Annotated in this window: 18 protein-coding genes; 13 read left to right on the forward strand and 5 right to left on the reverse strand. The window is 69.3% G+C overall.

The annotated features are described in order from the left end of the window. Nucleotides 1–65 precede the first annotated feature (65 nt). Nucleotides 66–692 carry a TetR family transcriptional regulator gene (locus CP983_RS30190; protein WP_150503046.1) on the reverse strand — a complete coding sequence of 209 codons (627 nt, stop codon included), beginning with the start codon at nucleotides 690–692 and terminating at the stop codon, nucleotides 66–68. Between the two features lie 66 nt (nucleotides 693–758). On the opposite strand from CP983_RS30190, the gene CP983_RS30195 reads away from it, so the two are divergent. Then, a complete protein-coding gene (locus tag CP983_RS30195; protein ID WP_150503048.1) occupies nucleotides 759–2,378 on the forward strand; it encodes an MFS transporter in 1,620 nt (539 codons plus the stop codon). Nucleotides 2,379–2,612: 234 nt separating this feature from the next. Next, the gene (locus CP983_RS30200) at nucleotides 2,613–2,918 is read left to right on the forward strand and encodes a hypothetical protein (RefSeq protein ID WP_030944526.1); all 306 of its coding nucleotides are present in this window, start codon (nucleotides 2,613–2,615) and stop codon (nucleotides 2,916–2,918) included. An 85-nt stretch (nucleotides 2,919–3,003) separates the two neighbouring features. Here CP983_RS30200 and CP983_RS30205 read toward each other — a convergent pair whose 3' ends face one another. Next, complete coding sequence (locus CP983_RS30205) at nucleotides 3,004–3,831, reverse strand: potassium channel family protein (protein ID WP_229914741.1); 828 nt, start codon at nucleotides 3,829–3,831, stop codon at nucleotides 3,004–3,006. Nucleotides 3,832–3,913: 82 nt separating this feature from the next. Continuing rightward, complete coding sequence (aceE, locus tag CP983_RS30210; protein WP_125523739.1) at nucleotides 3,914–6,661, reverse strand: pyruvate dehydrogenase (acetyl-transferring), homodimeric type; 2,748 nt, start codon at nucleotides 6,659–6,661, stop codon at nucleotides 3,914–3,916. Between the two features lie 353 nt (nucleotides 6,662–7,014). Between aceE and CP983_RS30215 the strand changes: the two genes are divergently transcribed. From CP983_RS30215 to CP983_RS30240, 6 genes are all read left to right on the forward strand, one after another. After that, nucleotides 7,015–7,452, forward strand: a complete 438-nt coding sequence (locus CP983_RS30215; protein ID WP_167537782.1) for a DUF3052 domain-containing protein — start codon at nucleotides 7,015–7,017, stop codon at nucleotides 7,450–7,452. 118 nt (nucleotides 7,453–7,570) lie between these two features. Then, a complete protein-coding gene (locus tag CP983_RS30220; protein WP_030944539.1) occupies nucleotides 7,571–8,029 on the forward strand; it encodes a peroxiredoxin in 459 nt (152 codons plus the stop codon). Nucleotides 8,030–8,167: 138 nt separating this feature from the next. Beyond that, a complete protein-coding gene (locus tag CP983_RS30225) occupies nucleotides 8,168–8,743 on the forward strand; it encodes a TerD family protein (protein ID WP_030944541.1) in 576 nt (191 codons plus the stop codon). Nucleotides 8,744–8,883: 140 nt separating this feature from the next. Continuing rightward, nucleotides 8,884–9,459, forward strand: coding sequence for a TerD family protein (locus CP983_RS30230; RefSeq protein WP_030944546.1), 576 nt, complete (start codon nucleotides 8,884–8,886; stop codon nucleotides 9,457–9,459). A 126-nt stretch (nucleotides 9,460–9,585) separates the two neighbouring features. After that, complete coding sequence (locus CP983_RS30235) at nucleotides 9,586–10,734, forward strand: DUF475 domain-containing protein (RefSeq protein ID WP_107906787.1); 1,149 nt, start codon at nucleotides 9,586–9,588, stop codon at nucleotides 10,732–10,734. Nucleotides 10,735–10,836: 102 nt separating this feature from the next. Further along, nucleotides 10,837–11,574, forward strand: coding sequence for a TerD family protein (locus tag CP983_RS30240; protein WP_030944551.1), 738 nt, complete (start codon nucleotides 10,837–10,839; stop codon nucleotides 11,572–11,574). Between the two features lie 37 nt (nucleotides 11,575–11,611). Here the strand turns inward: CP983_RS30240 and CP983_RS30245 are convergent, their stop codons facing one another. Continuing rightward, on the reverse strand, nucleotides 11,612–12,415 hold the full coding sequence (locus tag CP983_RS30245; protein ID WP_107906788.1) for a TerD family protein: 804 nt from the start codon (nucleotides 12,413–12,415) through the stop codon (nucleotides 11,612–11,614). Between the two features lie 187 nt (nucleotides 12,416–12,602). Here CP983_RS30245 and CP983_RS30250 point away from each other — a divergent pair, with 187 nt between their 5' ends. The 3 genes from CP983_RS30250 (at nucleotide 12,603) to CP983_RS30260 (ending at nucleotide 17,388) form a co-directional block, all read left to right on the forward strand. After that, on the forward strand, nucleotides 12,603–13,772 hold the full coding sequence (locus CP983_RS30250; protein ID WP_107906789.1) for an HpcH/HpaI aldolase/citrate lyase family protein: 1,170 nt from the start codon (nucleotides 12,603–12,605) through the stop codon (nucleotides 13,770–13,772). Between the two features lie 71 nt (nucleotides 13,773–13,843). Continuing rightward, a complete protein-coding gene (locus CP983_RS30255) occupies nucleotides 13,844–16,582 on the forward strand; it encodes a phosphoribosyltransferase (RefSeq protein WP_150503050.1) in 2,739 nt (912 codons plus the stop codon). Then, nucleotides 16,582–17,388 carry an HAD family hydrolase gene (locus CP983_RS30260; RefSeq protein WP_107906790.1) on the forward strand — a complete coding sequence of 269 codons (807 nt, stop codon included), beginning with the start codon at nucleotides 16,582–16,584 and terminating at the stop codon, nucleotides 17,386–17,388. The genes CP983_RS30255 and CP983_RS30260 overlap by 1 nt, the downstream gene beginning before the upstream one ends. On the opposite strand, the gene CP983_RS30265 is transcribed toward CP983_RS30260, so the two are convergent. Then, nucleotides 17,385–17,606, reverse strand: coding sequence for an FmdB family zinc ribbon protein (locus CP983_RS30265; protein ID WP_125523734.1), 222 nt, complete (start codon nucleotides 17,604–17,606; stop codon nucleotides 17,385–17,387). The two genes, CP983_RS30260 and CP983_RS30265, sit on opposite strands and share 4 nt — an antisense overlap. Nucleotides 17,607–17,857: 251 nt before the next feature. Between CP983_RS30265 and CP983_RS30270 the strand changes: the two genes are divergently transcribed. Then, nucleotides 17,858–19,993, forward strand: a complete 2,136-nt coding sequence (locus CP983_RS30270) for a transglycosylase domain-containing protein (RefSeq protein ID WP_150503053.1) — start codon at nucleotides 17,858–17,860, stop codon at nucleotides 19,991–19,993. A gap of 56 nt (nucleotides 19,994–20,049) precedes the next feature. Further along, nucleotides 20,050–21,339, forward strand: coding sequence for a polysaccharide deacetylase family protein (locus CP983_RS30275; RefSeq protein ID WP_150503055.1), 1,290 nt, complete (start codon nucleotides 20,050–20,052; stop codon nucleotides 21,337–21,339). Nucleotides 21,340–21,400 lie beyond the last annotated feature (61 nt).

A 21,400-nucleotide genomic window follows, 5' to 3' on the forward strand; every position in this document is an offset into this window, starting at 1 on the left:
GTCTCGCGTTAACCAAGTGACAGGTATCACGTTTCGATCACAGCGCTCCGAACACGCCCATGACCTCAGTGTGTTCGCCAGCTCTCGCTGAGTGCGGGGCCGATCTGCTCGAGATACGAGACGGTCAGTGCCCGCATCGCGTCGAGGCTGAAGTCCTCTCCCGTACTCCACTGACGCTCCGTCAGCCGCATCACCCCGCCGAACACGGCCACCGTCAGGCGCGGGCGCGGATCGGTGTCCGGGTCGACGCCCTCGCGCTCGGCGAGGATGAGCGCGATGGCCTCCTCGATCTCGACGGACCGGCGCAGATGGGCGGCCAGCAGCACGGGCGTCGACTCCACCACCTGGTACATGCGCAGGTAGAGCTCGACCGGCGCGACGGACTCGATCACGTCGTTCAGCGTGTCCCAGCCCTCCAGGACCGCCTGTCGCAGCGCCTCCATGGGCGGCTCGTGCGGCGGGCGGGCGCGCACCGCGTCCAGGAAGTGCGCCACGGTCATGTCCTGGAGCGCGAGGGCGGCCTCCTCCTTGCCGGCGAAGTACCGGAAGAACGTGCGCTGCGACACATCGACGGCCGCGGCGATGTCGTCGACGGTCGTGTGCTCATAGCCCTGGCTGGTGAAGAGCTCCAGCGCGGTACGCAGCAGCGAGTCCCGGGTGCGCTGCTTCTTGCGTTCGCGCAGTGTTTCCATACGTGTCAGTTACCGACTTGTGAATTGGTTTGTCAATTGTCAGCGGCTGTCATTAGCCTCGAACACATGACTAGTCAGACCACCATCGACAAGACGGGGTCGGGGGGCGACGCACCGGCGGTCCCGTCGGACGCGGCACCGGCCAAGGGGCTGCGCGGGCACCCTTGGTTCACCCTCATCACCGTCGCGGTCGGGGTCATGATGGTGGCCCTCGACGGCACCATCGTGGCCATCGCCAACCCGGCCATCCAGAAGGACCTCGGCGCCACCTTCGCCGAGGTGCAGTGGATCACCAACGGCTACTTCCTCGCCCTCGCGGTCTCCCTGATCACCGCGGGCAAGCTCGGTGACCGCTTCGGGCACCGCCAGACCTTCCTGATCGGCGTGGTCGGCTTCGCCGCCGCCTCCGGTGCCATCGGCATGTCCGACAGCATCGCGCTGGTCGTCACCTTCCGTGTCTTCCAGGGCCTGTTCGGCGCGCTGCTGATGCCGGCCGCGCTCGGCCTGCTGCGTGCCACCTTCCCGGCCGAGAAGCTCAACATGGCCATCGGCATCTGGGGCATGGTCATCGGCGCCTCGACCGCCGGCGGCCCGATCCTCGGCGGCGTCCTCGTCGAGCACGTCAACTGGCAGTCGGTGTTCTTCATCAACGTGCCGGTCGGCATCCTCGCCGTCGTCCTCGGTGTGCTGATCCTGCTCGACCACCGTGCCGAGAAGGCCCCGCGCTCCTTCGACATCCTGGGCATCGCCCTGCTGTCCGCCGCGATGTTCTGCCTGGTCTGGGCGCTCATCAAGGCCCCCGAGTGGGGCTGGGGCGACGGCAAGACGTGGGCGTTCATAGCCGCCTCGGTGATCGGCTTCGCGCTCTTCGGCTTCTGGGAGACGAAGGTCCGCGAACCGCTGATCCCGCTCGCGCTGTTCCGCTCGGTCCCGCTGTCCGCTGGTGTCGTCCTGATGGTCCTGATGGCCATCGCCTTCATGGGCGGCCTGTTCTTCGTGACGTTCTACCTCCAGAACGTCCACGGCATGAGCCCGATCGACGCGGGCCTGCACCTGTTGCCGCTCACCGGCATGATGATCGTCGGCTCCCCGCTCGCGGGCGCGATGATCACCAAGTTCGGCCCGCGGGTCCCGCTGGCCGGCGGCATGGCGCTCACCGCGATCGCCATGTACGGCATGTCCACGCTTGAGACGGACACCGGCAGCGGCATCATGTCGGTCTGGTTCGCCCTGCTCGGCCTCGGCCTCGCGCCGGTCATGGTCGGCGCCACCGAGGTTATCGTCGGCAACGCGCCCATGGAGCTGTCCGGTGTGGCCGGCGGTCTCCAGCAGGCCGCGATGCAGATCGGCGGCAGCCTCGGTACGGCCGTCCTCGGCGCCGTCATGGCCTCCAAGGTCGACAGCGACCTCGCCGGCAACTGGGCGGACGCCGGGCTCCCGGCGCTCACCCCGGCCCAGGAGGCCCAGGCCTCCGAGGCGGTCCAGGTGGGTGTGGCCCCGGTCGCGCCGGGCACGCCGGACGCCGTCGTCACGAAGATCACGGACGTGGCGCACGACACGTTCATCTCCGGCATGAGCCTCGCCTCCCTCGTCGCCGCCGGTGTGGCGCTCGTGGCCGTCGCGGTCGCGTTCCTCACCAAGCGCGGCGAGAACGCGGAAGCCGGAGCGGGCGCCGCGCACATCTGACGCGCCCAGGGCGCCGGTTGGACTCGTCGGGAGGGATCCGGGCGTTGGTTCCCCTATCAGGGTGACAACGCCGAAGATCCCTCCCGATCGGCATTCGCCGCAGGTCACAGTGGGTCAAGCCAGGGCCTGCGGCGCGCTGCCGGAGGGGGTCAGCGCGCCGGGGCCCGGACATCGAGGCATGAAGCGCGTGCCGTGGGTACCCGCCAAGTCGAACGCCGACTCAGGGAGTTGACGATGGCAGGCTTCGGACACAGCACGCGCAGGCACCCCCGCTCACGTGGCCGGACGTGGTCACGGACCGGGCCGGACCGCGCGACTCTGGGGATCATCGGAGCCATCTGCGCGATCGCCGGTTTCTTCGTACTGGGCATCATCCTCGGCCCGGTGGCGATCGCCTGCGGCTGGTTGTCCATGGGCCGCACCTGGTCCGGAGCCCGGCCCGTCCCGGCGTTGGTCGCGGTGGTCCTGGGCTCGATCGACACACTGCTGGCGATCATCTGGCTGGCGGGCGCGGCTTCGCCGGGCGGCGGGTTGTTCTGAGCCGTTCCGGTGAACTCCGGTGCGGTGGCGCGCCCTGAAAGGCGCGGGGAACTGCGCGACCAGCCCCCACCGGCCCGCAGATGCATCACAGCCCTCGGGGCTGTACGTCCGAGGGCGGCTGCGGGTCCGTGGCTGATCGCGCAGTTCCCCGCGCCCCTGGGGTCGGCACGGTCAAGTCGGCCCCGGCCGCACCCCCCGACAGCGCGGCGACCTCCGCCCGCAGTGCCCGGACCTCCTCCGTGAGCACCCGTATCGCCTCGGTCTGGCGGCGCTCCTCGACGTCGTCCATCTCGAACCGCGCTATGAACCACGCGGCGATGTTCGCGGTGACCACACCGAGCAGGGCGATGCCGGAGAGCATCAGCCCGACGGCGAGCATCCGCCCCACCCCGGTGGTCGGGGCGTGATCGCCGTACCCCACGGTCGTCATCGTCGTGAACGACCACCACACCGCGTCACCCAGCGTCTTGATGTTCCCGTTCGGCGAGTCCCGTTCTACGGACAGCACCGCCAGCGAGCCGAACATCATCAGCCCGACCACGGCGCCGGCGACATACGTGGTGAGCCGTATCTGGGACGCCATCCGCGCCCGCTGCCCCACCAGCAGCAGCGTCGACACCAGCCGCAGCAGCCGCAACGGCTGTATCAGCGGCAGCAGCACCGCGCCCAGGTCCAGCCAGTGCGACCGTACGAAGTCCCGCCGTCGCTCGGCGAGCGCCAGCCGGACCACGTAGTCCAGCGCGAACGCTCCCCACACCACCCACTCCACCGCGAGGCACGTGTCCACGACCACGCGGCTCGCGTCGGGCCGGACGATCGGCACCGCATAGGCCACGGCGAACGCCAGGGCCAGACCGAACAGGGGCCGCTGGGCGTGCCGCTCCCAGCGCAACTGCGCCACCGCTTGCTTCATGGCCGCATCGTAGGAAATGTGAAGGGGTGGTGTATCCCCTGGTCACCCACGGGAACACCACCCCTTTGGCAGTTGACGGACGCTACGCGTCGCCTCCCGCGGCGCCCGGGTCCGCCGCCGACACATCGAGCAGCTGGTAGCGGTCGATCGCCTGCTTCAGCGCCGACCGGTCCACCTTGCCCTCCTTGGCCAGCTCGGTCAGCACCCCGACCACGATCGACTGGGCGTCGATGTGGAAGAAGCGGCGGGCCGCGCCACGGGTGTCCGCGAAGCCGAAGCCGTCCGCGCCCAGCGACTGGTAGGTGCCCGGCACCCAGCGCGCGATCTGGTCCGGCACCGACCGCATCCAGTCGGAGACGGCCACGAACGGCCCCTCGGCCCCGCTCAGCTTCCGGGTCACGTACGGCACCCGCTGCTCCTCCTCGGGATGCAGCAGGTTGTGCTCCTCGCACGCCACGGCCTCGCGCCGCAGCTCGTTCCAGGACGTCGCCGACCAGACGTCGGCCTTGACGTTCCACTCCTCGGCGAGGATCTTCTGCGCCTCGACCGCCCACGGGACGGCGACACCCGAGGCCATGATCTGCGCCGGGATCGACCCCGCGGTGCCCTCGCTCAGCCGGTGGACGCCCTTGAGGATGCCCTCGACGTCGACGTTGTCCGGCTCGGCCGGGTGCTGGATGGGCTCGTTGTAGACGGTGAGGTAGTAGAAGACGTCCTCGCCGTGCGGGTGCTCGGCGTCGCCGCCGTACATCCGGCGCAGACCGTCCTTGACGATGTGCGCGATCTCGTACGAGTAGGCCGGGTCGTAGGCGACACAGCCCGGGTTCGTCGAGGCGAGCAGCTGGGAGTGGCCGTCCGCGTGCTGGAGGCCCTCACCGGTCAGGGTCGTACGGCCGGCGGTCGCGCCCAGTACGAAACCGCGCGCCAGCTGGTCCGACATCTGCCAGAACTGGTCGCCGGTGCGCTGGAAACCGAACATCGAGTAGAAGACGTACACCGGGATCAGCGGCTCGCCGTGCGTGGCGTACGCCGAGCCCGCCGCGATCAGCGAGGCCGTGCAGCCGGCCTCCGAGATGCCGTCGTGCAGCATCTGGCCCTGCGGCGACTCCTTGTACGCGAGCAGCAGATCGCGGTCGACCGACTCGTACTGCTGGCCGAGCGGGTTGTAGATCTTCGCACTCGGGAAGAAGGAGTCCATGCCGAACGTGCGGTACTCGTCCGGCGCGATCAGTACGAACCGCTTGCCGAGCTCCTTGTCCCGCATGAGGTCCTTGAGGAGCCGGACGAAGGCCATGGTCGTCGCGATGGACTGGTGACCCGAGCCCTTCTTCACGGTCGCGTACGTCTTGTCGTCCGGCAGTGCCAGCGGCTGGGAGCGCACCACACGCGTCGGGACGTAACCGCCGAGCCCCTTGCGGCGGTCGTGCATGTACTGGATCTCCTCGGAGTCGCGCCCCGGGTGGTAGTACGGCGGCGGTCCGCTGTCCAGGTCCTTGTCGGCGATCGGCAGGTGCAGCCGGTCGCGGAAGCGCTTGAGGTCGTCGACCGTCAGCTTCTTCATCTGGTGCGTGGCGTTGCGGCCCTCGAAGTTGGGACCGAGCGTCCAGCCCTTGATCGTCTTGGCGAGGATCACCGTCGGCTGGCCCTTGTGCGCCTTGGCCGCCGAGAACGCCGCGAAGATCTTCTTGTGGTCGTGACCGCCGCGGCCCAGGTGCAGGATCTGGTCGTCGGTCATGCCCTCGACCATCGTGCGCAGCCGCTGGTCGTCGCCGAAGAAGTGGTCGCGGATGTACGCGCCCGTCTCGGTGGCGTACGTCTGGAACTGGCCGTCCGGCGTGGTGTTCATGCGGTTGACCAGCAGGCCGTCGCGGTCCTGGGCGAGCAGCGGGTCCCAGGTGCGGTCCCAGATGAGCTTGATCACGTTCCAGCCGGCGCCGCGGAAGATCGACTCCAGTTCCTGGATGACCTTGCCGTTGCCGCGCACCGGGCCGTCGAGGCGCTGGAGGTTGCAGTTCACCACGAAGGTCAGGTTGTCCAGGCCCTCACGGGCGGCGATGGACAGCTGGCCGAGCGACTCCGGCTCGTCCATCTCGCCGTCGCCGAGGAACGCCCACACATGCGACTTGGAGGTGTCCGCGATGCCGCGCGCCTCCATGTAGCGGTTCATCCGCGCCTGGTAGATCGCGCCGATCGGGCCGAGGCCCATCGACACGGTCGGGAACTCCCAGAAGTCCGGCATCAGCCGCGGGTGCGGGTAGGAGGACAGGCCGTACGGCGCCTTCGACTTCTCCTGGCGGAACGCGTCCAGGTTCTGCTCGCTGAGGCGGTCCAGCAGGAACGCGCGCGCGTAGATGCCCGGGGAGGCGTGGCCCTGGAAGAAGACCTGGTCGCCGCCGTCGCCCTCGTCCTTGCCCCGGAAGAAGTGGTTGAAGCCCACGTCGTAGAGGGAGGCGGAGGAGGCGAAGGTGGCGATGTGGCCGCCGACGCCGATGCCGGGGCGCTGCGCCCTGGACACCATCACCGCGGCGTTCCACCGGGTGGCGTTGAGGATCTTGCGCTCGATCTCCTCGTTGCCCGGGAAGAACGGCTCGTCCCTGGTCGCGATCGTGTTGACGTAGTCCGTGCTGCGCATCTCGGGCACGGCCACGCGCTTCTCACGCGCCCGCTCGATCAGCCGCAACATCAGATAGCGGGCCCGCTCCCGGCCGCGCTCGTCCACGGCGGCGTCGAGCGAATCGAGCCACTCCTGGGTTTCCTCGGGATCGAAGTCAGGAACCTGACTCGGAAGGCCGCCAATGATGATCGGGTTGCGATCTGATCCGGAAGCCACGCTGTTCCTTACCTGTCAGAGGGCCGTATTTCTGGGTGTCTGCACCGCTCCCCATCGTGTACCTCGGGGCGCCAAACGTCATCTCTACTGTTAGGTAACCGGCGCTTCGTGAACGGTGGAGTACCCACGCATGGTTCCCAAACTCACAAAGGGGGCAGATTGGTGTGGTGCGCGTCACCTTGAGACCATGAGGGTGTGCCTGGAGTTGCGGTGACACGTTCAGGATCGTCACCGTTTCGGCGGTCTGAACGGCCGGGTACTTGCGCGATCCGTCCCGCCCGTGTGGACTACGGCCAATGCTTCGCGCACGCGCGTGGCTGAGTTATTCCCAAGACATGATCAGGAGGCAACCCGTGAGCGCGACCGCGGACCACGCGGAGGAGCGGACGAGCCCTGCCGTCAGGCTGGGGTTCCAGCCCGAGCAGGTGGTCCAGGAGATCGGCTTCGACGACGACGTCGACCAGGAGCTCCGCGAGGCCATTGAGGAAGTCATCGGCAGCCAGCTGGTGGACGAGGAGTACGACGACGTCGCAGACGCCGTGGTGCTGTGGTTCCGCGACGAGGACGGCGACCTGACGGATGCGCTGGTGGACGCCACCACGTACATCGAAGAAGGTGGCTCGATCCTGCTCCTCACGCCCAAGACAGGCCGTGACGGCTACGTGGAGCCCAGCGACATCTCCGAAGCCGCGACCACGGCGGGACTGTCGGCGTCCAAGAGCGTCAGCGTCGGCAAGGACTGGAGCGGCAGCCGGCTGGTGACGCCCAAGGCCGCCAAGACCAAGAAGTAACCGGTGGCTGTGCCGGGTCGGGCCGAGGAGCCCGGCCCGGCCTCCTGCGCGACGCCCGGTGGCCGCTGCATAGGGTGGGTCCCACCCGAACAGCCCCACCGAAGGGACATCCACGACGATGGCGATCCAGGTCGGCGACAAGGCCCCCGACTTCGAGCTCAAGGACAACCACGGCGCCACCGTGAAGCTCTCCGACTTCCGTGGTTCCCAGAACGTCGTCCTGCTCTTCTACCCCTTCGCCTTCACCGGCGTGTGCACCGGCGAGCTGTGCGAGGTCCGCGACAACCTCCCGAGGTTCTCCGACCGCGACACCCAGGTGCTCGCCGTCTCCAACGACTCCATCCACACCCTGCGCGTCTTCGGCGAGCAGGAGGGCCTGGAATACCCGCTGCTCAGCGACTTCTGGCCGCACGGCGAGGTCAGCCGGGCCTACGGCGTCTTCGCGGAGGACAAGGGCTGCGCGGTGCGCGGCACCTTCGTGATCGACAAGGAGGGCGTCGTCCGCTGGACCGTCGTCAACGCCCTGCCGGACGCGCGCGACCTGAACGAGTACGTCGCGGCGCTCGACACCCTCTGACCCCTCCCGTGACCGACACCTGTGATTCTTCGGCACCAAGCCATGCGAGCCACGGGAACCCGTCACTAGGATCGAGTCGTTGATCCGATATCAAACGCACGGCGGGGCTCCCCGCCCCTGGACACCAATGGAGGACTCGTGGGAGTCAGCCTCAGCAAGGGCGGCAACGTATCACTGAGCAAGGAGGCGCCCGGCCTGACCGCGGTCATCGTCGGTCTGGGGTGGGACGTGCGCACCACGACGGGCACGGACTTCGACCTCGACGCCAGCGCGCTGCTGCTGAACAACACGGGCAAGGTCGGCAGCGATGCCAACTTCGTGTTCTTCAACAACCTCAAGAGCTCCGACGGCTCGGTCGAGCACACCGGCGACAACCTCACCGGTGAGGGCGAGGGCGACGACGAGCAGATCAAGGTCAACCTCGCGGGCGTCCCGGCCGACATCGAGAAGATCGTCTTCCCGGTCTCGATCTACGACGCCGAGAACCGTCAGCAGTCCTTCGGCCAGGTGCGCAACGCGTTCATCCGCGTCGTGAACCAGGCCGGCGGCGCCGAGATCGCTCGCTACGACCTCAGCGAGGACGCGTCCACCGAGACCGCCATGGTCTTCGGCGAGCTGTACCGCCACGGTGCGGAGTGGAAGTTCCGCGCCATCGGCCAGGGCTACGCGTCGGGCCTGCGCGGCATCGCGCAGGACTTCGGTGTGAACGTCTGAGTTCGGCATCCGAGATGTGATCGCCCGGAACACCACCGGGCGAGTCAGGCGCCGTACCGTTCGGGTGCGGCGCCTGGGGGTGCCCCCTTCGGGGTAGTGCAGGACAACCAAAGAAGCATCACGCGGGGAGGACCAGCATCATGGGCGTCACGCTCGCCAAGGGAGGAAATGTCTCCCTGTCCAAGGCCGCACCCAACCTCACTCAGGTGATGGTCGGGCTCGGCTGGGACGCGCGCTCCACCACCGGAGCCCCCTTCGACCTCGACGCCAGCGCGCTGGTGTGCAGCGGCGGTCGGGTACTGGGCGATGAGTGGTTCGTCTTCTACAACCAGCTCAAGAGCCCGGACGGCTCGGTGGAGCACACCGGCGACAACCTCACCGGCGAGGGCGACGGCGACGACGAGTCGATCCTGATCGACCTGTCCAAGGTGCCGGCCCACTGCGACAAGATCGTCTTCCCGGTCTCGATCCACATGGCCGACGAGCGCGGCCAGACCTTCGGCCAGGTCAGCAACGCCTTCATCCGGGTCGTGAACCAGGCCGACGGCCAGGAACTCGCCCGCTACGACCTCAGCGAGGACGCCTCCACCGAGACCGCCATGATCTTCGGCGAGGTCTACCGCTACCAGGGCGAGTGGAAGTTCCGGGCGGTGGGACAGGGGTACGCGTCCGGACTCCGGGGCATCGCACTCGACTTCGGGGTCAACGTCTCATAACGCGATATGAGCAAAAGCCGGGCCCCGGTGGGGTCCGGAGGGCGGCCGACTAGACTTCGGGTTCAAAGTCTTCGTAAAGCCGAGTGCGGCGCGCGGGAGCCCCGTACACATAGGATTGGGTAGCCAGTGGTTCTGAAAACCTTCGGCTGGTCGTTCGCGGTCACCGCGCTCGGCCTGGTTGCGGCGGTCCTCTTCGGGGGGTGGAGCGCCCTCGGCATCGTGGCGATCCTCTCCGTCCTCGAGATCTCGCTGTCGTTCGACAACGCGGTGGTCAACGCCGGGATCCTGAAGAAGATGAATGCCTTCTGGCAGAAGATCTTCCTCACCATCGGCATCCTGATCGCCGTGTTCGGCATGCGACTGGTCTTCCCCGTCGTCATCGTCGCGGTCACCGCGTCGCTGAACCCGATCGAGGCGGTCGACCTCGCGCTCAGCGACAAGGACCAGTACCAGCAGCTGGTGACGGACGCCCACCCGGCGATCGCCGCGTTCGGTGGCATGTTCCTGCTGATGATCTTCCTGGACTTCATCTTCGAGGACCGGGACATCAAGTGGCTGAGCTGGCTGGAGCGCCCGCTGGCCAAGCTCGGCAAGGTCGACATGCTGTCGGTCTGCATCGCCCTGATCGTCCTGCTGATCTCGGCCCTCACCTTCGCGGCCAACGCCCACCAGCACGGCGGCGCGCACGTCGACAAGGCCGAGACGGTGCTGCTCTCCGGCATCGGCGGTCTGATCACGTACCTGATCGTGGGCGGTCTCTCCGGCTACTTCGAGGACAAGCTCGAAGAGGAGGAGGAACGCGAGCACGAGGCGGAGGAAGAGGCCGAGCGCACCGGAAAGCCCCGCTCCGCGGTCGCCCTGGCCGGCAAGGCCGCCTTCTTCATGTTCCTCTACCTCGAGGTCCTGGACGCCTCCTTCTCCTTCGACGGTGTGATCGGCGCCTTCGCCATCACCAACGACATCGTCCTCATGGCGCTGGGCCTCGGTATCGGCGCGATGTACGTCCGGTCGCTGACCGTGTACCTGGTGCGCCAGGGCACCCTCGACGACTACGTCTACCTGGAGCACGGCGCGCACTACGCGATCGGCGCGCTCGCCGCGATCCTGCTGGTCACCATCCAGTACGAGATCAACGAGTTCATCACCGGCTCGGTCGGCGTGATCCTGATCGCCTGGTCCTTCTGGTCCTCGGTGCGCCGCAACCGCGCGCTGGCGGCGGCGGAGGGAAAAGCGGAGGCCTCGGACGAGAAGACTGAGGTGTCGTCCGGGGTGTGACACCCCCGCGGTTGAGGAACGCTCTCGACGGGGCGGCCGGACGTCCGGCCGCCCCGTCGGTATTTCCAGTGGACGCGGGGCTTAGTGGGACGTGGGGGCGGAATGGGCTTCTTGGACGGGCTCTGGCGTGGCCGGGCGGCCGAGTTCGACTCGGGCAGCGCGTCGTCGAACTCGATCGAACTGACGAAACGGCACGACAGGGTCTCGCTCACCAAGCAGGGCGCCGCGACCGGGCACCTGCGGATCAACCTGACCTGGCGGATGCGGACGTCCGACATCGGGGGCTCGCAGCGGGAGAGCCTGCTGCGGCACCCCTTCAAGGCGCTCAGGCCGCCGGAGGTGCTCGGGCACAGCCAGAGCATGGTCAACGTCGACCTGGACCTCGGGGCGCTGTACGAGCTGACCGACGGCACGAAGGGCGTCGTCCAGCCCCTGGGCGGCTTCCTCGGGGACGTCAACTCGCCGCCGTACGTGAAACTCAGCGGGGACGACCGGTTCGGGTCGGCGTCCGGCGAGACGATATACGTCAACCTCGATCACCGCGAGAACATCAAGCGGCTGCTGGTCTTCGTGTACATCTACGACCAGACGCCGGCCTTCGACCGCACGCACGCGATCGTCACGCTCTACCCGAGCAACGGGCCCCGGATCGAGATCGGCCTGGACGAGCGGCACCCGCAGGCCCGGTCCTGCGCGGTGGTGATGATCGAGAACGTCAAGGACGAGATCTGGGTCCGGCGCGAGGTGAAGTTCGTCTACGGGTTCCAGGCGGAGCTGGACCGGTTGTTCGGGTGGGGACTGCAGTGGGGGCGCGGCTACAAGACCAAGGCGGAGAAGTAGCCGCCCGGGCGGAGGCGCCCCTGAAGGGGCGCTCCCGTCATCGACCGATGAATTGCGGGCCCTGCGGCGGCAGGCGGAAGTCCGGGGCCGCCACCGTGGTCACCGGGGGCGGGTAGCCGTAGCCGGACTGGGCCATCGCCGGCTGGCTGGTCGGCTGGGGGTAGCCGTACGCCGGCTGGGTCGGCGGGGGCTGCTGCGGGTAGCCGTAGGCCGGCTGCGGCGGGACCGTGGTCGTGGGCTGCTCGGGCGGCAGCGGCTGGGAGATCTCGGGTGTCTGCGAGTGGTCGTCCAGGGTCTCCGACTCGTCCACCGAGATGCCGAAGTCCGTGGCCAGGCCCTTGAGGCCGTCCGAATAGCCCTCGCCGAGCGCGCGGAACTTCCAGCCGTCGCCGCGGCGGTACAGCTCCCCGCAGATCAGGGCCGTCTCCTGGCCCGTCTCCGGCTTGATGTCGAAGTACGCCAGCGGATCACCCTCGGCGGCCGCCGCGTCGTACAGCAGGATGCGCAGGTCCCGTACGCGGTCGAAGGCGACGCCGTCCGCCGATGCGACCACCAGAATCTGACCGACGCCGGACTCGACACCGGCGAGATCTGTCTGGATCGTGTCGGTGAGGCCATCGGCGAGTCGCTTCTTGCCGAGCCGCCAGACCTGCCCGGAGGGGTGCCGGGGCTGGTTGTAGAAGACGAAGTCCTCGTCGGAGCGCACACGACCGTCGGGGCCGAGGAGCAGAGCCGAGGCGTCGACATCCGGAACCCCCTGCCCGGGCGTCCAGCGCAGCACGGCGCGTACCGTCGTGGCTTCGAGCGGGACGTTCGACCCCTTCAACATCGCGTGCGTCATGCCGTCATCCTGCCTTCTCCGTCCTGGTCACGACAACGCGGGGGTACACACGGCGTGCGCGGTCGTGTTTGTCCGCGTTACCAGAAATTCATGCCCGTCGGGAACCCCTGACATGGGTATCTACGTACTATTACCGGCCACCTGTGAACCGGTCACAGGGGTCACTCAGTCTCCACGGGGGAGTTCTATGCGTCATTTCGGGCACATCGCCCCGGAGGTGCGGCAGCGCCTGTTCCACCAGGAACCGTGCGAGTTCACCGCCGACTCTCCGGCCCGGCTGCTCTCCGCGGCCCTGGGCGCCACGCTCTACAGTCCGGCCACGCGGCCGCGGCTCGCCGAGGACATCGTCAAGCAGACCGGACGCGGCGTGGTCTCGATGGTGCTGTGCCTGGAGGACTCGATCCGTGACGAGGACGTCGCTCAGGGCGAGGAGAACCTGGTCCGCCAGTTCGCCGACCTCGCCGCACGCGTCGGCGCGGACGATCTGCCGCTGCTCTTCATCCGGGTCCGCACCCCCGAGCAGATCCCCGACCTGGTGCGCAGAATCGGTCCTGCCGTGCGACTGCTGTCCGGATTCGTGCTGCCGAAGTTCACCGGGGAACGCGGCTTGCCCTTCCTGGAGGCCCTCGCGACCGCCGAGGCGCACAGCGGCCGCCGGCTGTTCGCCATGCCGGTGCTGGAGTCGCCCGAGCTCCTCTACCGCGAGTCGCGTGTGGAGACCCTGGAGGGCATTTTCCGCGCCGTCGACAAGTACCGGGACCGCGTGCTCGCGCTGCGCCTGGGCGTGACCGACTTCTGCTCGTCGTACGGGCTGCGCCGGGCCCCGGACATGACGGCCTACGACGTCCAGATCGTCGCCTCCGTGATCGCCGACGTGGTGAACATGCTGGGCCGGGCCGACGGCACCGGGTTCACGGTGACCGGGCCGGTGTGGGAGTACTTCCGGGTGCAGGAACGTATGTTCAAGCCCCAGCTGCGCCGCAGCCCCTTCCTTGAGGGCCAGGCCGAGGAGCTGCGCGAGGCCCTGATCGAGCACTCCATGGACGGCCTGCTGCGCGAGATCACGATGGATCACGCCAACGGCCTGCTCGGCAAGACGTGCATCCACCCCTCCCATGTGCTGCCCGTGCACGCACTGTCCGTGGTCAGCCACGAGGAGTTCAGCGACGCCGAGGACATCCTGCGGCCCGAGCGCTGCGGCGGGGGTGTACTCAGGTCGCAGTACACGAACAAGATGAATGAGGTGAAGCCGCACCGGGCCTGGGCCGAGCGGACCATGCTGCGGGCCGAGGCGTTCGGTGTGGCCAATGAGGACATCGGCTTCGTGGAGCTGCTGGCCGCCGGGATCCCGGCCTGAACCGGGCCGACCGGCTTCGATCCGGCCGACCGGCTACCACCGGCTGACCGGCTTCTAAAACCAAGGGACGCATGAACAAGGCAGTGAACGACGGGGTCTGGTCCGGGAGCTGGGTCGCCGAGCGGCTCGGAGTCCGGCTCGAGGGCGACGACGAGCTCACCGGGATGCTGGGGCTCGCCCTGCGGCGCAACCCCAAGCGGGCCCATCTGCTGGTCTCCAACGTGCTCGGCAAGCACGTACCGCAGTCACCCTCCGTGGTGTACGGCGCGGGCTTCGCCCTGGGGCGCCGGGTGCGGGAGCTGCTGGGCGCGCAGGAGGCCGCGAGGGCGGTCGTCCTCGGGTACGCGGAGACGGCGACCGGGCTCGGGCACTCCGTCGCCGACGGTGTCGGGCTCGCCCCGTATCTGCACTCCACCCGCCGGCCGGTCGCCGGTGTCGCCCGCGCGGGCGGCTTCGAGGAGTCCCACTCGCACGCCACGTCGCATCTGCTGCTGCCGGAGGATCCTGCGCTGCTGGTGGGTGACGGGCCGCTGGTCCTGGTCGACGACGAGTTCTCGACGGGGAACACGGTGCTGAACACCGTGCGTGATCTGCATGAGCGGTATCCGCGGCGGCGGTACGTCGTGGTCGCGCTGGTGGACATGCGGTCCGCGGCGGATGCGGGGCGCCTCGCGGAATTCGCCGGTGAGATCGGTGCCAGGGTTGATCTGGTGGCGGCCGCCACGGGGACTGTGCGGCTGCCGGAGGGGGTGTTGGAGAAGGGGCAGGAGTTGGTGGCGCGGTACGAGGCGGAGAGTGCCGGGGCCGGTGGTCCGTCGTCCGCGGCGCCGTCGGGGCCGGTCGCGCAGTTCCCCGCGCCCCCAAACAGCGGCGTCGCCGCTGAAGCCGACCGCGAGGGCAACGCGCCGGGCAGCGGGCTTGCCGCTGAAGCCGACCGGGAGGGCAACGCGCCGGGCAGCGGCCTTGCCGCCGAAGCCGACCGCGAGGGCAACCCCCCGAGCAGCGGCCTTGCCGTTGAAGCCGACCAGGAGAGCAACCCCCCAGGGGCGCGGGGAACTGCGCGATCAGCCCCCACCGGCCCGCAGCCGGAGGGCGAGCGCACCCATCCCCACGTCACCCGAGTGGACCTGCACTGGCCCCTCGGCCTTCCCGACGGCGGTCGGCACGGCTTCACTCCCGTGCACCGCGGCCACCTCGAGGACGCCCTCCCCGCCATGACGGCCCGCCTCGCAGAAGCCCTCCCGGCCGATGCGCGGAGCGTCCTCGTGCTCGGCTTCGAGGAGCTGATGTACGCCCCCCTCAGGCTCGCCCGTGAGCTGGAGCAGATCGCCGACGGCGTCGAGGTCCGCTACTCGACCACCACCCGCTCGCCCGTCCTCGCCGTCGACGACCCGGGGTACGCCATACGCACCCGCCTGGTCTTCCCGGCCCACGACACCCCCGCCGACGGCCCCGGCGAGCGCTACGCGTACAACGTCGCCGGCGCCGGCTTCGACGCCGTCATAGCCGTCGTCGACTCGGTCGCCGACACCCCCGAGCTGCACGCGCCCGACGGCCTGCTGGCCCGGCTCTCGGCCCACGCCCCGCAGGTCCTGCTGGCGGTGGTGCCGTCGTACGTCCCCGGGCCCCTGGCCCTTCCCGAAAGGCACCCGATGCTGCCCGAGCCCCTCCGCGGCCCCGCCTTCTCCTCGTACGCCCCCGAGGAGGTCGGCTGGCTGCTCCAGGACCTCTCGGACGTGACGCTGGAGGCGCCGACCGAGGAGCGGGAAGAGGCCATCCAGAGCGGGGGCGCGCACTACGCCGAGTCCCTGCCCGTGGAGTACCAGCCGAGCGAGCAGTACCAGGAGCTGTTCCAGACGGCACTGGCCGAGTCGGCGGCACGCCTCGCGCAGGCGGCCGGCGCGGTGACGGAGATCGTGCTGGCGGAGCGCTCGCCCCGCCCGGTGCTGGTCTCGCTCGCCCGCGCGGGCACCCCCGTCGGCGTCCTGATGCGCCGCTGGGCCCAGTTCCGGCACGGCCTGGAACTGCCGCACTACGCCGTCTCGATCGTGCGCGGCCGCGGCATCGACGCCAACGCCCTGCGGTGGCTGGCCGCCCACCACGACCCCCGGGACGTCGTCTTCGTCGACGGCTGGACCGGCAAGGGCGCCATCACCCGCGAACTGACCGCTGCGATACGGGAGTTCGAGGCGTCCGACGGCATCATCGGCTTCGACCCGGAGATCGCCGTACTGGCCGACCCGGGCTCGTGCGTGCGGACGTATGGCACCCGCGAGGACTACCTGATCCCCTCCGCCTGCCTCAACTCCACGGTCTCCGGCCTGATTTCCCGCACCGTCCTGCGCGCCGACCTGGTCGGCCCGAACGACTACCACGGCGCGAAGTTCTACCGCGAACTCGCCGGCGCCGACGTCTCGGTGGCGTTCCTGGACGCCGTGTCCGCGCGCTTCGCGGAGGTCGTGGACGCCGTCGACGCGACCGCCAAGGAACTGCTGTCGGGCGACCGCGAGCCGACCTGGGAGGGCTGGGCGGCCGTCGAGCGCATCAGCGAGGAGTACGGCATCCACGACGTGAACCTCGTCAAGCCGGGCGTCGGCGAGACCACGCGGGTGCTGCTGCGCCGGGTGCCCTGGAAGATCCTGGCGCGGGCCGGCGCCGGCGCCGACCTGGACCATGTACGACTGCTGGCCGAACAAAGGGGAGTACCGGTGGAGGAAGTGGCCGAACTGCCGTACACCTGCGTGGGGTTGATCCACCCCAAGTACACGCGGGGCGCGACGGGTGCCGACGGCCGGGCGGTGAACCACTGATGCCGGTGCTGGTGGCGAGCGACCTCGACCGTACGCTGATCTACTCCGCCGCGGCCCTCGCGCTGACCATGCCGGACGCGCGGGCGCCGAGGCTGCTGTGCGTCGAGGTGCACGAGAGCAGGCCGCTGTCGTACATGACCGAGACGGCGGCCCAGCTGCTGACCGACCTCGGTGACGCGGCGGTGTTCGTGCCGACGACGACCCGGACCCGTAAGCAGTACCAGCGCATCAACCTGCCGGGCCCCGCGCCGAAGTACGCGATCTGCGCCAACGGCGGCCACATCCTCGTCGACGGCGTCGCCGACCAGGACTGGAGCGCGCGGGTCGCCGCCCGGCTGGCCGAGCAGTGCGCGCCGCTCGCGGAGGTGCAGGACCACCTGATGGCGTCGGCGTCCCCGGCGTGGGTGCGCAAGCACCGGATCGCCGAGGACCTCTTCGCCTACCTCGTCGTCGAGCGCGAGCTGCTGCCCGAGGAGTGGGTCAAGGAGCTCGCGGTGTGGGCGGAGAACCGCGGCTGGACGGTGTCCCTCCAGGGCCGCAAGATCTACGCCGTCCCGAAGCCGCTGACCAAGAGCGCCGCCGTGCGCGAGGTCGCCCGCCGCACCGGCGCCGACCTGACCCTGGCCGCCGGTGACTCCCTCCTGGACGCCGACCTCCTCCTCGCCGCCGACCAGGGCTGGCGCCCTGGCCACGGAGAGCTCGCGGACGCCGACTGGACGGCCCCGGCGATCAGCGCGCTGCCGGAGCGCGGCGTACTGGCGGGGGAGCGCATCCTGCGGGAGTTCCTGAAGGTGACGCGCTCCTAGCCGCAGCACCCTCCACCGCAGCATCCGCCCCCGCCACCGCTCGCCCTCGGAGCGGCGGCCGGGGCGGACGCCGTTCCCCCGACGGCCACCGTCGACAAAAGCTTCACCGTGTCGTCATGCCCCGCAGGGCAGCTCGCCGGCGCGGAGGACTCCGCCATCGGACGGCTCAGTTCAAACGTGTCGCCGCAGCTGCGGCAGCGGTATTCGTAGCGAGGCATGGTCACAGGTTAATCGGCATGACCGGTTACACACCCCTCTGCGGTCGTTTGCGATCGACGCTGTCCGATACCGGTGTGGAGAATTTGAAAAGGTCACTGATACTTTTCGATTGCCGGGAGGAGCCGTAAGGCCGGGGGAACAGGGGGCGCGCTGCCGTTGACCGCGGTGGCCATGCCCTTCCTCGCGGGCACGACCTAATGCGGGGAGGGGCGCAGCCGTGACCAGGGCTGGGCAGGAGCCGGACGAGACCATGCAGTTAAAGGTCCCCGCGCTCCCGCCGGACGAGACCGTGCAATTGCGAACGGTCGAGGCGGGTTTATCCCGCAATTCCGACGACCCTTCGGACGAGAGCCGGGTCCGCCCACCGGGGCGCCGCCGCAGGGCCGCGCGCCCGGCCGCCCTGTCCCGCCTCAAGGCGGTCGCGGGCCCCTGGGCGACCCGCGCCGCGCCCCACGTCCGTCGGCTGCGCCCGCAGTACCCGCGCCCCGGCCGCACCGGCTGGCGCCGCTGGGCGCCCTCGTGGCGGCAGTGGCTCGGCGGCGTCCTGACGTTCCTCGGCCTGATCACCGTCGGCCTGGGCGTGGGCTACGCCACCACCGACATCCCCGAGAACCTCAACTCGTACGCGACCCAGCAGGACAACGTCTACTTCTGGTCCGACGGGACGCCCATGGCCCGTACCGGCTGGGTGCGGCGGCAGGACATGCCGCTGAAGGACATACCCGAGGACGTCCGCTGGGCGGTGCTCGCCGCCGAGAACGCCAGCTTCTACAGCGACCCGGGCATCTCCCTCAGCGGAATCGGCCGGGCCGTGTGGCGCACCTTCGGCGAGGGCGACACCCAGGGCGGCTCCACCATCACCCAGCAGTACGTCAAGAACGTCTACCTCAACCAGGACCGCTCGGTCGGCCGCAAGTTCACCGAGGCCATGCTCGCCCTCAAGCTCGACAACCGGATGAGCAAGGACGACATCCTGGAGGGCTACCTCAACACCAGCTGGTTCGGCCGCGGGACCTACGGCATGCAGCGCGCCGCCCAGGCCTACTACGGCAAGGACGTCTCCGAACTCGACGTCAGCGAGGCCGCCGTCCTCGCCTCCCTCCTCAAGGGGGCGGCCCTCTACGACCCCGCGCTGAGCAGGGCCAACCACGCGCGGGCCGTGGAGCGCTGGTCCTGGATCCTCGACCGCATGGTCGACATCGGCCGGCTGTCACCGGCGCAGCGGGCGAAGTACAGGACCTTCCCCGAGCCGTTGAAGCAGGCCCGTGGGTACGACACCGGCAAGCAGAGCGACTACCTGGTGGAGCTCGCCGCGCAGTACGCCAAGAAGGCCGCGCGTCTGACGGACAAGCAGTTCGACCTCGGCGGCTACCAGATCTACACGACCTTCGACCGCAAACGGGAGACCGCGCTCACCGACGCCGTGACCAGGGCCCGCGGCAAGGCCCGCAAGGCGGACGCGGCCACGGCGAGGGCCGCGCACTACGGTGCCGCCTCGGTCGCCACCGACGGACGGATCCTCGCCGTCTACGGCGGCCCGGACCACCGTAAGCAGGGTTACAACGAGTCCAACTCGACCACCGTGCCCGCCGGTTCGGCCTTCCAGCCGTTCGTCTACGCCTCCGCGCTCCAGAACGGCGTCCGGCGCACCCGTGACGGCGGCCCGACCGAGGTCACCCCGCAGACGCTGTACGACGGCGACGACGGCGTGCCGGTCATGACGCCCGAGGGGCCGTACTGGGACCGCAGCGGCAAACGGGTCGCCGCCCGCAACGACGGCCGCAAGGACTACGGGCGGATCAGCCTGCACCAGGCGCTCGCACAGTCGGTGAACACGCCGTTCATGCAGCTCGGCATGGACACCGGCCTGGACAAGGTGCGCCGGACCGCGGAGGCGGCCGGGCTGCTCTCCTCCAGCTTCGGGCCACAGGTGCCGGCGCTGTCCCTGGGCAGCGCCACGCCCAGCGCCATCCGCATGGCGAGCGGATACGCCACATTCGCCGCCGCGGGCACGCACGTCGAGCCGTACTCGGTGGCCAGGATCACCCGTAACGGCTCCACGGTGAGGCTGACGAAGCCCGCCTCCCGCCGCGCCGTGACGGCGAAGGTGGCCGAGCAGGTCCAGTCCGCGCTCAGGTCCGCCTTCAGCCTCGCCCACCCGGCCACCGCGGCCTCCGCCGCGCGGGTGGCGGGCAAGACCGGCACCACCCAGGACGACACCGCGGCCTGGTACGTCGGCACCGCGTCCTCCGTGTCGACGGCCGTCGTGGCCTACCGCATCGACCTCACCAAGAGCCTCGAACCACTGCCGCTGAAGGGCATCGCCGGCACCCCCGCCGGCAGCGTCCCGTACGACATCTGGTCCGGCGCCCAAGGTCTCGGCTGACCCGGCACCCCAGCCCCCCTCGCAACTCCCCACCCCCCTCGCAGATTGAGCCGCCCATGATGTCTCCGTCCGGCCGCCGTCGCCGCCCCCGCGAACCCCGCCGCAACCCGCCCCCGGGGATGCTCACCCTGGCGGCCCTCCTCGTCGTCGCGTCCCTCGTCGGCGGCTACCTGGTCCTCAACCGCACGGGCAACACAGCCCCGACCGCCTCCTCCGGCGCCTCCCCGGCGGACGGCGGCCGCGCCTCCGCCGAGCCGAGCGGCGAACCCGAGTGGGACGGCAGGACGAAGGTCCTCGGCGACGGCTCGACCTCCTACACCGGCCCGCAGAAGGGCCAGTTGAAGCCGCAGCCCCTCAAGCCCGGCCAGAAGCCGCCCCAGTTCGTCGTCTTCTCCTGGGACGGCGCGCTCCAGGGCGACGACGAACTCTTCTCGCACTACCGGGAGATGGCGAAGAAGTACGACGCCCACATGACGTTCTTCCTCACCGGCATCTACCTCCTGCCCAAGGACAAGAAGGACCTCTACTCCCCGCCCCAGCACCCCAAGGGCTCGTCGGCCATCAGCTTCCCCACCGACGAGCACATCCGCACCACGCTGGAGCAGCTCGGCAAGGCGTGGACGGACGGGAACGAGATCGGCACCCACTTCAACGGCCACTTCTGCGGCGCCAAGGGCGGCGACGACTGGAGCGTGGCGGAGTGGAAGAGCGAGATCGACCAGTTCTACGACTTCGTGGAGCGCTGGAAGACCAACACCGGCTACACCGACCTCGACCCGCTGCCGTTCGACTTCCGCAAGGAGGTCACCGGCGGCCGCGCACCCTGCCTGGAAGGCCAGGCGAACCTGCTGAAGGCCATGAAGAGCTACAAGTGGCGCTACGACGCCAGCTCCACCGGCGACTTCCAGATATGGCCGACGAAGAAGAACGGCATCTGGGACTTCCCGCTCCAGATGCTCCCGTACGAGAAGGGCGACTTCCAGGGCCTGTCGATGGACTTCAACTTCCTCTACAACCAGTCCGACGGCGAGACCGACGGCGACCCGGCCAGGCACGCCGAGTGGCAGCAGGAGACCCTCGACACCTACATGGCCGGCTTCAACCGGGTCTACTACGGCAGCCGGGCACCGCTGTTCATCGGCAACCACTTCGAGGAGTGGAACGGCGGCATATACATGAAGGCCGTCGACCAGGTCATCGAGAGCGTCTGCACGAAGAAGGACGTCAAGTGCGTGTCCTTCAAGGAGCTCGCGGACTGGATGGACGTGCAGAAGCCCGAGACGCTCCAGCGGCTGCGCGGGCTGGACCCGGCGCAGTCGCCGGACTGGTCGACGGTGGTGAAGTAGTCCACTGAAGGCTCAACTACCCCCGGGTTCTTCACAGTTGAGGAGAAGGTGTAAACATTCC

Source organism: Streptomyces chartreusis, from assembly GCF_008704715.1.
In the GTDB taxonomy this organism is placed as follows: domain Bacteria; phylum Actinomycetota; class Actinomycetes; order Streptomycetales; family Streptomycetaceae; genus Streptomyces; species Streptomyces chartreusis.

Bases quoted from the DNA above. Each gene is read 5' to 3' on its own strand.
- CP983_RS30190 (WP_150503046.1), bottom strand. From the start codon at position 692: ATGGAAACACTGCGCGAACGCAAGAAGCAGCGCACCCGGGACTCGCTG.
- CP983_RS30195 (WP_150503048.1), top strand. From the start codon at position 759: ATGACTAGTCAGACCACCATCGACAAGACGGGGTCGGGGGGCGACGCA.
- CP983_RS30200 (WP_030944526.1), top strand. From the start codon at position 2,613: ATGGCAGGCTTCGGACACAGCACGCGCAGGCACCCCCGCTCACGTGGC.
- CP983_RS30205 (WP_229914741.1), bottom strand. From the start codon at position 3,831: ATGAAGCAAGCGGTGGCGCAGTTGCGCTGGGAGCGGCACGCCCAGCGG.
- CP983_RS30220 (WP_030944539.1), top strand. From the start codon at position 7,571: ATGGCGATCCAGGTCGGCGACAAGGCCCCCGACTTCGAGCTCAAGGAC.
- CP983_RS30230 (WP_030944546.1), top strand. From the start codon at position 8,884: ATGGGCGTCACGCTCGCCAAGGGAGGAAATGTCTCCCTGTCCAAGGCC.
- CP983_RS30240 (WP_030944551.1), top strand. From the start codon at position 10,837: ATGGGCTTCTTGGACGGGCTCTGGCGTGGCCGGGCGGCCGAGTTCGAC.
- CP983_RS30245 (WP_107906788.1), bottom strand. From the start codon at position 12,415: ATGACGCACGCGATGTTGAAGGGGTCGAACGTCCCGCTCGAAGCCACG.
- CP983_RS30250 (WP_107906789.1), top strand. From the start codon at position 12,603: ATGCGTCATTTCGGGCACATCGCCCCGGAGGTGCGGCAGCGCCTGTTC.
- CP983_RS30255 (WP_150503050.1), top strand. From the start codon at position 13,844: ATGAACAAGGCAGTGAACGACGGGGTCTGGTCCGGGAGCTGGGTCGCC.
- CP983_RS30260 (WP_107906790.1), top strand. From the start codon at position 16,582: ATGCCGGTGCTGGTGGCGAGCGACCTCGACCGTACGCTGATCTACTCC.
- CP983_RS30265 (WP_125523734.1), bottom strand. From the start codon at position 17,606: ATGCCTCGCTACGAATACCGCTGCCGCAGCTGCGGCGACACGTTTGAA.
- CP983_RS30270 (WP_150503053.1), top strand. From the start codon at position 17,858: ATGCAGTTAAAGGTCCCCGCGCTCCCGCCGGACGAGACCGTGCAATTG.
- CP983_RS30275 (WP_150503055.1), top strand. From the start codon at position 20,050: ATGATGTCTCCGTCCGGCCGCCGTCGCCGCCCCCGCGAACCCCGCCGC.